This is a genomic window from Halalkalibaculum sp. DA384, assembly GCF_043951955.1.
In the GTDB taxonomy this organism is placed as follows: Bacteria; Bacteroidota; Rhodothermia; order Balneolales; family Balneolaceae; genus JAMQKA01.
Genome location: NZ_JBINJE010000003.1, coordinates 50,993 through 66,255, shown reverse-complemented (window position 1 = coordinate 66,255; position 15,263 = coordinate 50,993). Strand labels below are relative to the sequence as shown.

General features: G+C 53.6%; 10 protein-coding genes. 5 read left to right on the top strand and 5 right to left on the bottom strand.

Annotated elements, in window-relative coordinates:
- Positions 1 to 9 precede the first annotated feature (9 nt).
- The 4 genes from ACG2E4_RS02695 to metH form a co-directional block, all read right to left on the bottom strand.
- The gene (locus ACG2E4_RS02695; protein ID WP_395257134.1) at positions 10 to 942 is read right to left on the bottom strand and encodes an ABC transporter permease subunit; all 933 of its coding nucleotides are present in this window, start codon (positions 940 to 942) and stop codon (positions 10 to 12) included.
- Positions 935 to 1,882, bottom strand: a complete 948-nt coding sequence (locus ACG2E4_RS02690; protein WP_395257132.1) for an ABC transporter ATP-binding protein — start codon at positions 1,880 to 1,882, stop codon at positions 935 to 937. Before ACG2E4_RS02690 ends, ACG2E4_RS02695 begins: the two co-directional genes overlap by 8 nt.
- Positions 1,883 to 1,884: 2 nt before the next feature.
- Positions 1,885 to 3,069, bottom strand: coding sequence for an NEW3 domain-containing protein (locus tag ACG2E4_RS02685; RefSeq protein WP_395275630.1), 1,185 nt, complete (start codon positions 3,067 to 3,069; stop codon positions 1,885 to 1,887).
- Between the two features lie 877 nt (positions 3,070 to 3,946).
- On the bottom strand, positions 3,947 to 7,639 hold the full coding sequence (gene metH / locus ACG2E4_RS02680; protein ID WP_395275629.1) for a methionine synthase: 3,693 nt from the start codon (positions 7,637 to 7,639) through the stop codon (positions 3,947 to 3,949).
- 369 nt (positions 7,640 to 8,008) lie between these two features.
- Here metH and ACG2E4_RS02675 point away from each other — a divergent pair, with 369 nt between their 5' ends.
- Positions 8,009 to 10,198, top strand: coding sequence for an ATP-binding protein (locus ACG2E4_RS02675; RefSeq protein WP_395275628.1), 2,190 nt, complete (start codon positions 8,009 to 8,011; stop codon positions 10,196 to 10,198).
- A gap of 109 nt (positions 10,199 to 10,307) precedes the next feature.
- The gene (locus tag ACG2E4_RS02670) at positions 10,308 to 11,273 is read left to right on the top strand and encodes a methylenetetrahydrofolate reductase (protein WP_395275627.1); all 966 of its coding nucleotides are present in this window, start codon (positions 10,308 to 10,310) and stop codon (positions 11,271 to 11,273) included.
- Between the two features lie 55 nt (positions 11,274 to 11,328).
- Here ACG2E4_RS02670 and ACG2E4_RS02665 read toward each other — a convergent pair whose 3' ends face one another.
- Complete coding sequence (locus tag ACG2E4_RS02665) at positions 11,329 to 11,793, bottom strand: CHRD domain-containing protein (protein WP_395257122.1); 465 nt, start codon at positions 11,791 to 11,793, stop codon at positions 11,329 to 11,331.
- Positions 11,794 to 12,065: 272 nt separating this feature from the next.
- On the opposite strand from ACG2E4_RS02665, the gene ACG2E4_RS02660 reads away from it, so the two are divergent.
- The 3 genes from ACG2E4_RS02660 to ACG2E4_RS02650 all read left to right on the top strand — a co-directional run bounded on the left by ACG2E4_RS02660 (position 12,066) and on the right by ACG2E4_RS02650 (position 15,252).
- Positions 12,066 to 12,437, top strand: coding sequence for a hypothetical protein (locus ACG2E4_RS02660; RefSeq protein ID WP_395257120.1), 372 nt, complete (start codon positions 12,066 to 12,068; stop codon positions 12,435 to 12,437).
- A gap of 457 nt (positions 12,438 to 12,894) precedes the next feature.
- Complete coding sequence (locus ACG2E4_RS02655) at positions 12,895 to 14,154, top strand: MFS transporter (protein WP_395257118.1); 1,260 nt, start codon at positions 12,895 to 12,897, stop codon at positions 14,152 to 14,154.
- A gap of 261 nt (positions 14,155 to 14,415) precedes the next feature.
- Positions 14,416 to 15,252: a hypothetical protein gene (locus ACG2E4_RS02650; protein ID WP_395275626.1), complete on the top strand. Its 837-nt coding sequence runs from the start codon at positions 14,416 to 14,418 to the stop codon at positions 15,250 to 15,252.
- Positions 15,253 to 15,263: the final 11 nt, after the last annotated feature.

Below are 15,263 nucleotides of genomic sequence, written 5' to 3'. Positions count from 1 at the left end.
AAGACCAAGTCAAGCTCGTATTTCCTGCCTCATAAACAGCAGGTAGGAGAGGCCGAAACAGATCAACGTACCGGCGACAAGGGCCGTAATGTTGGGCCAGACCAGCAGCATGCTCTGTCCCAGCGGCAGCGTTGAGGGGATCGCCCCGGATACCTGTTCAAAACTCAGTGCCCCGAGACTCCGGATCGAAGGAGTTAGCAGGATGGTGGTTAATTCATTAAACAGGAAGTTAGGGGAAAACCGGGAGAGCATCACCGTAAGTTGCTGCACGGCCGACTGGTTGTAAAAAAAGAGATTTGCCACAAAACGAACCAGCATGGAATAGAAGACGGTGAAAAACAGCCAGACCGCCAGTACCGACAGCGCCGAGGTCGACGACTGCCTGAAAATGATGGAAGCGGTAATCCCCAGGTTCAGCCAGAAGGCGATATAGATACACGTGAACAGCAGAAACGCCATGATGCGCAGAAATTCACCAAACGCGGGCGGCAGCCCGATGACGAGGATGCCCAGTCCCAGCACCAGCAGGCCGAGTGACAGGATAAGCACGACAATGAGCGCCAGCGCCCCGGCAAACTTGCTGTTGATGAAATAGTCCCGCGGGATTGGCTGGGAGATGATTCGGCTCAACGTTCCGCTGTCTCGTTCCGAGTTTACCGCGTCGAACCCGAGGGCGATCCCGACCAGGGGGCCGAGAAAGCCGATCAGGGTAATAAAGGGCGGCAAGTTGCCGGTGGATTCCGTAAACAATTTAAGATACAGAAAGTTGGTATCGGCACTGATCTGCGCCGGATTCTGCTGGATTACGGAGAGAACCGTGTAGATCGAACCGGTGGTGGTCAGCAGTATGAGTGCCACGAGGATGATAAACCGCCAGCTGCGGACATGCTCCTTGATCTCCTTGTTAACCATTACGGAAAACGGTTGAACAGTATCAGACATCGATGGTACCTCCTTCAAAATAGTGTTGATAAATTTCGTCAAGTCCATACTCCTTGTAGGAAAGCCGGAACAGCCGGGCGCCCTGCTCCACGATATGGTTTGAGATCAGCGGGGCCGTCTCTTTCGGTGCCTGTATGATGAGCTCCCTGCCGTTGGCCTGCACGTGGCTGACCTTCTCCAGCTCCTGCAGGCTTCGGATCAGCGGGTCGGAGAGGGGAGAGACTTCAGCGCGAATGGTGGACTCCGCATCCCCGAACAGTTCGTCGGCCAGCTCGTGGATGTCGCCGAGGGCCAGCAGCCGTCCCTCCACCAGGATGCCCACCCGGTCGCATATTTTCTGGACCTGGTGCAGCAGGTGAGAGCTCAACAGCACCGTAATACCCTTTTCCTTGCTGAGACGACGGATCATCTGCAGGAACTCGTTGATGCCTTTCGGGTCGATGCCGATGGTGGGCTCATCCAGGATCATGATCTCCGGATCCTTGATCAGCACATCGGCCAGTCCCAGCCGCTGGATCATCCCCTTGGAGTAGGTTTTCGTCTTTTGGTCGCCCGCCTCCTCCAGTCCCACCATCTGCAGGAGCTGACGCGCCTCCGACTCCGCTTTCGGGCGGGGAATGCCGTTGAGCATGGCGGTATAAACCAGGCTTTCCACCCCCGTGCTGTTGTCCGAAAACCCGACCTCGTCCGGCAGGTAACCGGTAATGCGCTTCACCTTCAGCGGTTCGGAGGTGGCGTCAAAGCCCCTGATGGAGACCGATCCCCCGGTCGGTTCCGTCAGGCCGAGCATCGACAGGATGATGGTGGTTTTGCCCGCCCCGTTGGGACCCAGGAGTCCGAATATTTCTCCCTCCCGGATCTGCAGGTCCAGGTGATCCACCGCCCGGGTCTCCCCGTAATCCTTGACGAGATCCCGAAGCGTAATAATCGGATGTTCCATGGTTATCGCCTCCCGTATCTCTTGAAGAGGTAGGATATCCCGCCCAGCACGATCAGTATGATGGCGATGCCGATCGAGCCCCAGGTGATCGATTTGCTGACGGTAACCCGGAATGTTACATCCGAGGAGGCTTCCGGGGTGTCGGCGGTAATCTGCATCTGGTAGTCGCCGGCAATGGCGTTGTCACTGGCCGTGACCGTGGCGTTGACGGTGGCGGTTTCTCCCGGGTCCAGCCGTGCAATCTCTTTTTCGTCAAAAGTGGCATTCCAGTTTACCGGGGTATCGGCCGACATGCTGATATCGTGCAGCGGCACCGTGCCGGTATTTTGGATGGAAAGGGGGATCGTCTTTTCGCTGCCGGCCGTAATGTTGGTGCTGAGCCGACCGGAAGGGGTGGTTAGGTTCAGCCCGTATTTGCCTTTGATCACCGCCTCCAGGGTCGCTTCATCGGCTGTGGAGCCCGACCGCGCCTGTATGTTGATCGTCACGGTATCTGCCTCGGCTTTCTGGCTCGGCGTGGCCTTGACGGTTATATCCTTGCTCTCATTGGAGGCAATATTCACCGAGGTTACATAGTTTCCACCCGATCTGAACCGCACATCCCAACCGGCGGGAGCATCGGCGGTAAGGGCGTAGTTTTGTTCCCGGGCGGTCTGGTTGTTGATCGTCACCGTGTAGTTGAAATCGGAATCGGCATAGCCCTCCATGTTGGCCTGGTCCACCAGCAGTTCCGTTTCAAAAATTCCCTGTTCGGTGACTTGAACTCTCAGGGGCAGCTCATACTCCAGGCCTGTTTCTGTGGAAGCGAGGACGGAAAAGCGGTAAGTGCCTTTCTCGATTTTCAGGGGCACCTGCAGCTGCAGGGTAAGAGTCCTGGAGCCACCACCCGAGTCTCCCACTCGCGGCTTTATGGCGATCTGCTGGATGGTGTTGGCACCCGAAGTAAAGGAGGGCTCCCAGCTTTCGGGGACACGGAGCAGGTTCAGGTCCACATTCTGTATTCGCCCGGTGTTGTTAATAATTTCGATATCGTAATTGAGTGTTTGTCCAGGTGTCACAGACCGGCTGGTATAGGCGGTATACAGCATGATGCCCTGGTCCGGCGGGGCCGCGTTACCGGCCGGTGGAATAGATCCGATAAAAAAAAGCAGGAGACAGAAACTGACTGCGTAATATATCTTTTCCATACCTAGTACATGTTATGTTTTAGATTACAGAATACATTGTGAACTGTGTAAAGGATAGCCGATCAATACAGGAATAACACCTGTGTTGGGTCAGGTACAGCAGCCCGGCAAGCCTGTGCCTGCCGTAACCGGAAAGTGCCGATCCATGACCCTGTTTACGCAGGCCGGTTTTGTTGAACCTGTAAGATGATCCGCTGATGCCGGAAGGTCTGCGGTTGTTGAAGTGTACCGCGGATATCCCTTCCCGCCGTCGAGAGAGGTCGAAAAACCTATCCCCATTTTTCCCTTGGTTTAGGAACACATTGAAAGCAGGTAGACAGGTCTTTCAACGTCTTCTGACTGTATTGATTGGGTCCCACCAGTTGATCGCCCAAAAATTGTTTAAATGACCCCAAAAATTCAAGAGCCGGCGAGAAAGCTGATGATCTTATTTCCCAATCCAACGAACATAACTATACAGACCCGGAATTTATTATACAGGCGGTCCATTTTTTACGGACGGCCGGTGGACGCGTCGCCCGCGGAGCAATGCACACAAGGAAAGCAGCCGAATGTAGAGAGGTCCGCCTTGATAGCCGCTTCTTGTCGATAAAGGACAGGTTTAAGGATCGTCGTGCCCCTCCCTGGAAACATGCAATTATGCCGCCCGATGAGAATTGATTGATATTTAGATCCAAAAATCCCTGATTGCAGACAATAAACGCCAATACAGGTACGGCTTATAATAGCACCTAAGAGGAATTGAACCGACGACCGACGACTGACCGCCTTAAATTTTTAATACATTGAGCATTTGAAGTCTACCACGTCTGCCGTTTCACGTCTCACCCCCTAAAAGCACTCACTCAATCATTAATTCAATCACTCATTCAAACAACTACTCCGGATCATACTCCAGGTTCGACTGCAGCCATCGTTCTATCTCCTTTACACTCATGCCTTTGCGACGCGCATAATCCTCTACCTGGTCTTTTTTGAGGTTGCCGACGTTAAAATAGGTGGAATCCGGGTGTGCAAAATAGAGTCCACTTACCGAAGCCGGGGGGATCATGGCGTACGTTTCGGTCAGCTTAATGCCCGTTTTTTCCTGGACATCCAGCAGGTCGAACAGGATATCCTTTTCCGTATGATCGGGTTGGGCGGGATAGCCCGCTGCCGGACGAATACCGGTATATTTTTCCCGGATAAGCTCCTCGTTGTTAAAGTTTTCGTCGGGGGCGTATCCCCAGTACTCTTTTCGCACCTTTTCGTGCAACAGCTCGGCAAACGCCTCGGCCAGGCGGTCAGCCAGTGCCTTGGTCAGGATGGCGTGGTAATCGTCATGCTGCTCCTCGAACCGCCGGACCAGCTTCCCGGAACCCAGTCCGGCCGTAACGGCAAATCCCCCGACATAATCGTCGATGCCGGTCTCTTTGGGCGCTACAAAATCAGACAGCGCCTTGTTGGGCTGCCCCCGGCGTTTTTCCGCCTGCTGCCGCAGGGTGTGGAGTACCGTACGGACTTCCGAGCGCGTTTCATCCGTATAGATTTCGATGTCGTCGTCCACACTGTTAGCGGGAAACAGCCCGATTACCCCGTTCGCCTGCAGCAGCTGCTCCTTGACGATGCGATCCAGCAGCTTGTTGGCTTCCTCATACAGCTTTTGGGCCTCTTCACCGTACTTGTCATCCTCCAGCACCTGGGGAAAGCGGCCGGGCATCTGCCAGGTGATGAAAAAGGGTCCCCAGTCGATATAGTTGCGCAGCTCTGAAAGAGGGTAATCCTCAAAAAGGTGGATTCCCAGCTTCTTGGGCTTTACAACGGGGGTATTTGGCCAGTCAATGTCTGTTTTATTGTTGCGGGCCTCCTCCAGGGACAGGTAATTTCTGCGGCTGGTGCGCCCTTCATGCTGGTCGCGCAGCTGCCGGTACTCCTCCTTGATCTCCGCTACAAAGTCGTTGCGCAGCGTTTTGGAGACCAGGTTGCCGGTTACGGAGACGCTTCGGGAGGCATCGAGTACGTGTACGACCGGCTGATCATACATCGGCTCAATTTTGACGGCTGTATGCAGTCTCGAGGTGGTGGCGCCGCCGATGAGCAGTGGCTGGTTGAACCCTTCACGCTTCAGTTCCTTGGCCACATGTACCATCTCATCCAGCGAAGGGGTGATGAGTCCGCTGAGGCCGATCACATCCACCTTGTTGCTGTGCGCCTCTTCCAGGATCTTTTCCGCCGGCACCATCACGCCGAGGTCGATCACGTCAAAATTGTTGCAGCGAAGCACTACGCCGACAATATTCTTGCCGATGTCATGGACATCGCCCTTGACGGTGGCGAGCAGTACCCGGGCCTTGGGCTCACTGTTGTCGTTCTGGGCTTTCTCCTCTTCGATGTAGGGGATCAGGTGAGCCACACCCTTTTTCATGACGCGTGCGCTTTTTACGACCTGGGGCAGGAACATCTTGCCGGATCCAAACAGGTCGCCCACCACGTCCATGCCCGCCATCATGGGACCTTCAATGACGTCGATGGCATGGTCAAGTTTTTGGCGGGCTTCTTCCACATCTTCAACAATATAGTCCACAATTCCCTTTACCAGGGCGTGTTCAATACGTTTTTCCACACTGTTTTCGCGCCATTCCTCTTTTTTTACGGCCTTTTGCCCGGATTCTTCATTTTTAATTTTTTCGGCATACTCCAGCAGTCGTTCGGTGGCGTCGTCGCGGCGATTCAGCAGCACATCTTCCACCAGAGCCCGCAGTTTTTCCGGGATCTGCTCGTAGACCTCCAGCTGGCCGGCGTTGACGATTCCCATATCCATGCCGGCGTCGATGGCGTGATAGAGGAAAGCGGAATGCATCGCCTCGCGTACAGGGTTGTTTCCACGGAACGAGAAGGAGATGTTGCTGACCCCCCCGCTTACCTTGGCTCTCGGCAGGTTTTCCTTGATCCACCGGGTGGCCCTGATAAAGTCCACGCCGTAGTTGTTATGCTCTTCGATGCCGGTGGCCACCGTCAGGATGTTGGGATCCATGATGATATCCTGCGGGGCAAACCCGACCTCCCTGGTAAGGATGTTGTAGGCGCGCTCGCAAATTTCGATACGTCGTTCAAAGTTGTCGGCTTGTCCCTTCTCGTCGAACGCCATGACGATAACGGCTGCTCCAAAATCAAGGATCTCGCGCGCCTGCTTCTTGAACTCCTCTTCACCCTCTTTCAGGCTGATGGAGTTAACTACGCTTTTGCCCTGTACCGTTTTGAGTCCCGCCTTCAGGACCGACCATTTTGAGGAGTCGATCATGATCGGCACTTTTGAGATATCAGGTTCGGCGGCGATAAGCTGCAGGAAGTCGGTCATTGCCTCTTCGGAATCGAGCATTCCCTCGTCCATATTGACGTCGACAATCTGGGCGCCGTTTTCCACCTGCTGGCGGGCCACCGAGAGCGCCTCCTCAAAGTCACCGTTGGTGATCAGCCGCTTGAACTTGCGCGACCCCATCACGTTGGTGCGTTCGCCCACATTCACAAAGTTGGTGTCGGGGCGCACCACCAGCGGTTCCAGTCCGCTGAGCCGCAGGTAGGGCTCCTGCTCTGGAATAGTGCGCGGCTCATACCGGGTGGAGGCCTCCGCAATAGCACGGATGTGATCGGGCGTGGTGCCGCAGCAGCCGCCCACGATATTGACAAACCCGGATTCGGCGTATTCCCTGAACTGGTCGGCCATAAATTCCGGCGACTCGTTGTATTCGCCCATCTCGTCGGGCAGCCCCGCATTGGGATAGAGGCTGGTAAAGCAGTCCGAAATGTTGGAAAGCTCCTCGATGTAGGGCCGCATCTGCCTGGAGCCGAGTGAGCAGTTCAGGCCCACGCTCAGCAGGTTGCGGGTGTGGGAAATCGAGATCCAGAACGCCTCGGTGGTCTGCCCTGAGAGCGTGCGCCCACTCTGGTCCACGATGGTTCCGGAGATCATGACCGGGAACGCCTGGCCGGTCTCTTCTTCGTGTTTGTGGATGGCGTAGATGGCGGCTTTGGCGTTCAGGGTATCGAAGATCGTTTCCACCAGCAGGATGTCGACGCCACCCTCGGACAGCCCGCGGATCTGCTCGGCGTAGGTCTCCACCAGCCGGTCAAACGAAATGTCGCGGCAGCCGGGGTCTTCCACGTCCGGCGAAAGGGAGAGTGTCTTGTTGGTGGGACCGATAGCACCGGCTACGAAGCGCGGTTTATCGGGATTCTGCCGGGTGTACTCGTCTGCGGCTTCGCGGGCGATTTGTGCGGATGCGACATTCAGCTCGTAGGCCAGGTCTTCCAGGTGGTAGTCGGCCTGTGAAATACGGTTGGCGCTGAACGTGTTGGTTTCGATAATGTCAGAGCCCGCTTCAAGAAACTGGGAATGGATCTCCTTGATTATATCGGGCCGGGTGAGGCTGAGCAGGTCGTTGTTGCCCTGCAGTTCGTGGTCAAAATCAGCAAAACGGGTTCCGCGAAAATCATCTTCTGCCAGATCATATCCCTGTATCATGGTGCCCATGGCGCCATCCAGCACCAGGATACGATCTGATAACAGATCTTTGAGTTGCTCTAATTTCATTGTCGGTAATCAATTATAAAGGTACTTTAGGTTGCACAAAAATTCTTCTGCAGCTCTATTCGGTGATTACCTTTTACAATTGATCTGCGCTGAACATTGTTAGTTTGCCCGGCAGATGTTAAAATAGACTGCTCCGAATTTTTGGATTCCAAATTTACAAATAATTGCGGGATTACATAAACTTTACCTGGTTATAATTCTTGTCATAATATGTTCTGTCGTATAAACGAGGCCTTTTGCAAAACTGTCGGTTGCATCATGCCTGGCGGGTGCGACAATCTGTTTTGACCATCCGGGCAAACAATGTAAATCCCCCGCTGTCCGGGATGCGGTGTGGTGTTGGAAAAGATCTTTAATGGTGCTCTCTGAATGAATAACAATACGTTGGCTATGCATGTTTTTGGGAACTGGTTGTGGGAATTGCGGCATGTCGTTAAATGGCTGATCCTGGCTGTGGCCTTCTGCTTTGGTGCCAGTAGTGCGGTGTGGGGACAACAAGGAGGGTCGATCGAAAGGATAAAGGCGAACCTGGAGAATTTGCCGGCCGACAGCCACAAGGTGAATATCCTTAATAAAATAGGCCGGGACGCCCTTGACCGCGGCCAGATGGACAGTGCGGAAGTCTATTTTTTACAGGCGCAGCATCTGGCCGATTCGCTCGGTTTTTTATACGGGCAGCAACAGGCCCTCCTGGGACGGGGCGAGCGGTTGCTTGAGCAACAGCAGGTAGATTCTGCCGAACGCGTGCTGGAACGGGCGATGGCCCTGGACACGGGCACCCCGCTGAGGCTGGAAAACCAAAATCTGCTGGCCACCGCCTACCGCTACCAGGGGGAGAATCACCGGGCTATCGAACTGTACAAGCAAGCCCTGGCCGATATCGACACGACCGAACAGGCGCGCAGGGCGGCCGGTTTTGCGATGAATATGGCAGGGGCCTACATGAACCTGGGATACACGGCCGAGGCGTTCAGGCATTTTGACAAGGGGATCTCCTACGCGGAAGCCGCACAGGATTCGGTCTACCTGGCCACCGCGCTGAATAACGTCGGGCTGGCCTATAACAATGAAGAGCAGTTTGGGGAGGCAAGCTACTACCTGCAGCGGGCACTGCGGATAAGCCGCGCGCTGGATTCTAAACTGGGAGAGCTGCGGGCGCTGCTAAACCTCGGAATCACGCGCAGCGGACAGTCGGAGTTCGCGGTGGCCGAGTCGCTTTACAACGAAGCGCTGGAATTGTCGGCCGAAGTGCGGCCCAACACCCCGCCGGTACGGATTCGGTATAACCTGGGAGAGCTCTACCACCGGATGGAGCAGTACGACCGGGCAGAAGAATACTTTCAACTTTCACTGGAGAACAGCCGCACCATGAAGTTGCCGCAGGGGATGTTTTACAACATATCGGGACTGGGAAATGTGGCGGAGGGCCGGGGCGATTTGGCCGGGGCCGTAGACTGGCACACCCAGGCGCTGGAGGTAGCCGAGCGCCTGGACAACCTCTCGTTTTTGCGGGAAGCCCATGAAAAACTGTACCAGGTCCAAAAAAAGCGACAGCAGTTTCAGCAGGCGCTGGGACACCTGGAGACCCTGAAGTCGCTGACCGACAGCCTGCATACCCAGCGGCGCGAGCAGATGCTGACGGAATACCAAACGCGGCTGGAGGTGCAGCGCAAAGACCAGAGGAACCGGGTGCTGGAGGCCGAAAAATATGAGCAGCAGGCGCAATTGAGATTCCAATACTGGTTGCTGGGCATCGGGGTTTTTGTTATCGCAGTAATCGGGATTTTCGCGTTCCTGTTGTACCGGGCGAACAGGGAAAAGAACAGGATAAATAGCGAGCTCGAATCTCAAAAGAGAGCGCTGGAAGAGACCAACAAGGTGCAGAACAAGCTCTTTGGCATGGTGGCCCACGACCTGCGGAACCCGCTGAGTGCGCTGATCGGCATGCTGGAGCTGATCCGCAGCCAGACGCTTTCAAAGCGGGAGATAGAGTCGCTGGTGGCGGAACTGGAGCTCTCCCTGCAGCAAAATGTAAATATCATGGAAAATCTGCTGGTGTGGGCAAAACAGCAGATGTCCGGGCTCTCCCTTGAGCTGGAATCGATCAACGCGAGGGAGCTCGCCGATGATATTGTGGAGGCTCACAAGTTTAATGCTGAGCACAAGCAGGTGGAGCTGCAAAATAACATCCCGGGAGAGCTCGTCGCGCGGGGCGACTACAACATGCTGAAGCTGGTGCTGCGCAACCTGGTCTCCAACGGCCTCAAATTCTCGGAAGAAGGTGACAAAGTGACGATAGACGCCCGTGCCCGCGACGGGGAGATCCTTTTTGAGGTGCGGGATACCGGCATCGGGATACCCGAAAACATGCAGCCCGATATCTTTGGCGAAGAGATCCAGAGCCGGAAAGGCACCCGGCGGGAGCGCGGCAGCGGCATGGGACTAAAGCTCTGCAGGGAGTTTGTCGAAAGGCAGGGCGGCACCATCTGGTTTGAGAGCGAGGAGGGCAGGGGCACCACGTTCTATTTTACGCTGCCGTCGCCTGCCGACAACAGGTAATGAGCCGCAGTCTGCTGACGGCGGCCAGGCCGGGTATTTAATTTATTTATTTGGAATTAAGTTCTTACCTTTTCTAGGCTTGAATATTACACCAGGAGTTGAATAAAGCATGAAAGTAACAGAACATTACGCACAGGCCACTGAGCCACTCATTTCGTTTGAAATCATTCCTCCCAAGCGCGGGGGATCGGTTTCTGAAGTGTTTGACGTGCTGGACAAGATCATGAAGTATAACCCGCCGTTTATTGATGTGACCTACCATGCGGCCGAATCGTATTTCGAGGAGCTGCCGGACGGCACCATCAAGCGACACATCAAGCGAAAGCGCCCGGGCACCATCGGGCTGTGTGCGGCCATCATGCACAAGTACGGGGTGGATCCGGTCCCCCACCTGATCTGTGAAGGATTTACCAAGGAAGAGACCGAAGACGCGTTGATTGAACTGAACTACCTGGGGATCGACAACGTGCTGACCATCCGGGGCGATGCCCCGGACGACAACGTGCCGCGGTACAAAAACGGGACCTACAACGAATACGCCATCGACCTGGTCCGGCAGGTCCAGGATATGAACCGGGGGAACTACCTGGAGGATATCGTGAATGCCCACAAAACAAATTTCTGTGTAGGCGTGGCCGGGTACCCCGAAAAGCATTTTGAAGCCCCGAATCTGGACTGGGATATTGCGCGCCTCAAGGAGAAGGTGGATGCGGGGGGAGACTACATCGTCACGCAGATGTTTTTTGATAATGACGCCTACTTCCGCTTTGTGGACAAATGCAGGGCGGTCGGCATCGACGTACCGATCGTGCCCGGCCTCAAAGTGCTCACCAGAGAACGGCACCTGAACTTTCTTCCCAAATTTTTTCACCTGAATATTCCGGAATCACTTTCAGAGGAGGTGACAGCCAACCCGCAGCGGGCCCAGGAAATCGGCATTGAGTGGGGCACGCAGCAGTGTATTGAGTTGCTGGAGAAAGGTGTTCCGGGGATCCATTTCTATGTGATGGGCGATCCCACTCCCGCCCTGGATGTCATAGAAAAGCTGCCCCTGGGGAGCACAATCAAAAAATAGCTGTCAGGACTTTTTGAGGATCTCCTGGTTATTGAACTAATAGCCGGTAGCGGTACTATAAATCCGTGGGCAGCCAGGCCCCGATCTCTCCCTGTTTGTGCTGGTTGCTCGAAATCCTGATCGAAAGTTCTCCATTTCTCAAAAGCTCCATATGCGCCTCGGAAAGCTTGAACTGGTTATCTTCAGCCCTGAACGAACCGCCGGTCCGCTCTTCGTTAATCTGGGACTTCAGCCTGAATATCTGGTTTACCGCCAAGTCTTTTTTGGCATAATAGATGGCGGCACTGACGTAAGGCGCCATCAGATCCGAAAAGGTGCCCTCCACCGTCAGGGTATCCGCCTTTAGTCGCAGGGTTATGGTACCGCTTGCGCTGGTCGGTACCGAGGGGTTCAGTTTGTACCCGGCTAGTATAACTGTTTCAGTATTTCCTTTTGACTGTGCCTGCGCCTTGGTAACGGCAGTCAGTCCCATCCCCAGAAGGCAGGCCGAAAGTAGTGTGAGCAGTATCGGTTTTTTCATGATGTTCACGATTATTAGAGTTGAAATTTTGCGGCGCTACAGATCTACAACGTCAGGAACTTCACAAAAATTTACTTTTTTAAAAACATCTATATTTTAAAGAGAGTACATATCGGGGTGACAACACGGCGGCAGTGCCGCTGTTATCTTCAAGACAGAGCGTTTGTAGCAGTGCCCGGCGGACCGGGTGATGGTGATCTGCTCTTCGTTACCGGGATACGGGATATATACTGAAATGTAACAATCATTTGAATTAGCAGGAGACGTTGGCCATGAGATTGCATCTCAAATTGACACCGAACACTGAGCCGGTACCTTTCAACTACCAGCACGAGCTTACCGGTGTCCTCCACAAGTGGCTCGGTCAGAACGACCTGCACGACAAGATATCGCTGTACTCATTTTCCTGGCTGCGGGGCAAGGTGGACTCGACGAGCAATGGGTTGAATTTTCCTCAGGGCGCACGGTGGTTTATTAGTTTTTGGGAGAAGGAGTACGCTGAAAAGCTAAAAGATGGAATTTTATCTGCTCCTGAAGTTATATATGGAATGAAGGTTAAATCTGTTAAAGAACAGTCTATACCTGAATTCGGAGATGAGTATAGATTTAAAGTAGCCAGTCCTGTGTTAGTGAGAAAGAATTGAGATGATGGAACAAGGGAACATTTAGATTTTGAAGATGAGGAAATTAATAAAATAATGTCCCAAAGAATGCAATCTAAACTAAAAGAAGCAGGGTTTGAAGCTGTACCTGCTGCACCTGCGTGTTCGGATCAGATGCTTTTAATAGCACCTAAGAGAAATTGAAATGCAGTTTCCGTTTGTCCATCATCCATCATCCGTCATATTTTTAAATCAGGTAAAGGAAATTTAAAACCCCATGTCTGCCGTCTCACCTCTCACTTCTCACCTCTGCCGTCTGCCGCCAACCACTTCTGCCGCGAAAAATACTCAATACCCGCATCACACATTTCCAAACTTCAAATTTTGCTTTCCGGTTCTAAATGCTAACTTACTTTCCGGTTCTAAATGCTAACTTACTTTCCGGTTTTGCAACGATTTCGGGATGTACAGAGTGTAAACAGTAACTAACAACAGGACTATGGACCGGCTTCTTCAGCTAAAGCTAAGTGCCATGATGTTTCTCGAGTTCTTTATCTGGGGAGCATGGTACACAACGGTAGCGGTGTTTATGAGCGAGCACGGAATGCAGGACTTAACCCACTGGCCGTTTACAGTTAATCCGATAGCCGCCATTGTGGCTCCCTTTTTTGTGGGATATATTGCCGATCGCTATTTCGCCACGGAAAAAGTGCTGGGCACCCTCCATATCATGGGCGCCCTGTTCATGCTGTTGACGCCCCAGGCGGCGGGGTCGCCACTTCTCTTTATCCTGCTGTTACTGGCGTACAACCTGTGTTATATGCCCACCATGAGCCTGGCCAATACGGTCTGTTTCCACAACATCGAAGACCAGGAAAAGCAGTTTCCGCTCATCCGGGTATTTGGTACAATCGGCTGGATTGTCGCAGGACTCGGTATCAGTTTCCTTTTGGGATCGTTTGTGGCTGATAATGTAAAGCCGGAAGAAACCGCCCTGCCCCTCTACCTGACCTCCGCGGCAAGCCTGCTGCTGGGCCTCTACAGTTTTACCCTGCCCCATACCCCTCCCCCGGCAAAGGGAGAGCAGGTATCGTTCCGCAGTATCGTCGGTATTGACGCACTCAAAAAGCTGGGCAGCCGATCTTTTTACGTATTCCTGGCCAGTTCCCTGCTCATCTCCATACCGCTGGCGGCCTACTATAACTTTACCCAGTTGTACCTGGGAGCTACCGGCTTCGAAAATATTGCCGCCACCCAGACAATCGGGCAGATGTCGGAAGTGCTGTTTATGCTGCTGATGCCGTTTTTCTTTATCCGCCTGGGCGTTAAATGGATGCTTGGCGTGGGTATGCTGGCATGGGTGGTCCGCTACGCCCTGTTTGCCCTCGGGGCTCCCGCCCCCGTAACATGGATGATCATCCTGGGTATCGCCCTGCACGGCATTTGCTATGATTTTTTCTTCGTAACCGGACAGATTTATATCGACAAAAAGTCGACACCCGATATCCGGGGGCAGGCCCAGGGGTTGATTATACTGATAACCTATGGCGTAGGTATGTTGATTGGCGCCCAGGTGGCGGGCAAGCTGTTCAACAGTTTCCTGGGAAGTGCAGACGCGCTGACGCTTGACCAATGGCAACAGTTTTGGTGGATCCCCGCACTCTTTGCCGCCGCGGTTCTGATCCTGTTTATCCTCTTGTTTGACGACCGTGTAATCGAGGAAGACGCCGAGGTAGACCCGGAGGAGTTCAGGGCGTAAGTGCTTAGTGGGCCTTGAAAACTCCCGGGCAATCGGTGCGGGTGATGCGGCCGGATCCGCAGGCGTGAGGTACAGGCCGGCATTCATGTGATGGGCGAACCGCCCGGCGTCGCGGTCACGTAAACTGTTGAAAACGGGGGGGACCGGTAGTGTCGACGACCTTAAAATATTAGCTGTAAACGGGATCGTATATAATTTTTTCGGGTTCCGTAAGTTTTATATTATGTGTATATGGATTTTTATTTAATTCACGCAAAACCAATGGCTGTTACAAACCGCTTATACTTATGTACTACGGCGTTATTCCTGGGGCTGGCCTTGTTGCTGTCGGGACCCGCGCTTTCGTTTGCACAGACACAGGAGCCGGACGTAATGCAGCTGCCGGAGCCGCGCACCCCACTCAGCGAGGGCAAGCACAACGCCCTGGGATTCGAGGTGATGATCAACAACTTCGGATTTGGAATCGGGGGGCATTATTCCCGCGTGCTGGGACCGTTTACAGAGCTTACTTTTGAGACCGGCATTACGGGAATTCGCGACGTCAGCGAGCAGACCTACACAGATCCGTTCTTTGGGCAGCAGATTATTCCCAATAAATACAACCGGGCGATGGCGTTCCCGTTTATGGCGGGGATCAAGAAACGGTTTTTTGCCCGTAAAATTTCGGATAACTTCCGGTTTTTTGCAGCTGCATCAGGAGGACCCGTCCTGGCGTTTGTATATCCCTATTTTAATGATTCCAACGGGAATGGATTTCGCGATAATTTCGTGGTGAACGGCATACGCCGTTCGGAGAGTGTAAACGATTTTTTCTCCGGCTGGAAAGATGGTGAAACGAAATGGGGCGTTGCCGGAGAATTCAAAGTGGGTGTGGATATCGGTGAAAACTTTTCCAAACTGACGACGGTCGAATTTGGCTACTATTTTTATTATTTCGACGAGGGGATCCAGATGATGGAACCCTATCGCCCCGTAATCAACAACCAGGGGCAGTATGTGCTGAGACCCGACGGAACATTCGAGCGGGAACCCTTCTTTGATGCCCAAAAATACTACGGTACGCCGCAAATTACCCTCACCTTCGGCGGCATGTGGTAGATATGGTCGTG

Bases quoted from the DNA above. Each gene is read 5' to 3' on its own strand.
- ACG2E4_RS02675 (WP_395275628.1), top strand. From the start codon at position 8,009: ATGAATAACAATACGTTGGCTATGCATGTTTTTGGGAACTGGTTGTGG.
- ACG2E4_RS02655 (WP_395257118.1), top strand. From the start codon at position 12,895: ATGGACCGGCTTCTTCAGCTAAAGCTAAGTGCCATGATGTTTCTCGAG.
- metH (WP_395275629.1), bottom strand. From the start codon at position 7,639: ATGAAATTAGAGCAACTCAAAGATCTGTTATCAGATCGTATCCTGGTG.
- ACG2E4_RS02650 (WP_395275626.1), top strand. From the start codon at position 14,416: ATGGCTGTTACAAACCGCTTATACTTATGTACTACGGCGTTATTCCTG.
- ACG2E4_RS02690 (WP_395257132.1), bottom strand. From the start codon at position 1,882: ATGGAACATCCGATTATTACGCTTCGGGATCTCGTCAAGGATTACGGG.
- ACG2E4_RS02685 (WP_395275630.1), bottom strand. From the start codon at position 3,069: ATGGAAAAGATATATTACGCAGTCAGTTTCTGTCTCCTGCTTTTTTTT.
- ACG2E4_RS02695 (WP_395257134.1), bottom strand. From the start codon at position 942: ATGTCTGATACTGTTCAACCGTTTTCCGTAATGGTTAACAAGGAGATC.
- ACG2E4_RS02670 (WP_395275627.1), top strand. From the start codon at position 10,308: ATGAAAGTAACAGAACATTACGCACAGGCCACTGAGCCACTCATTTCG.
- ACG2E4_RS02665 (WP_395257122.1), bottom strand. From the start codon at position 11,793: ATGAAAAAACCGATACTGCTCACACTACTTTCGGCCTGCCTTCTGGGG.
- ACG2E4_RS02660 (WP_395257120.1), top strand. From the start codon at position 12,066: ATGAGATTGCATCTCAAATTGACACCGAACACTGAGCCGGTACCTTTC.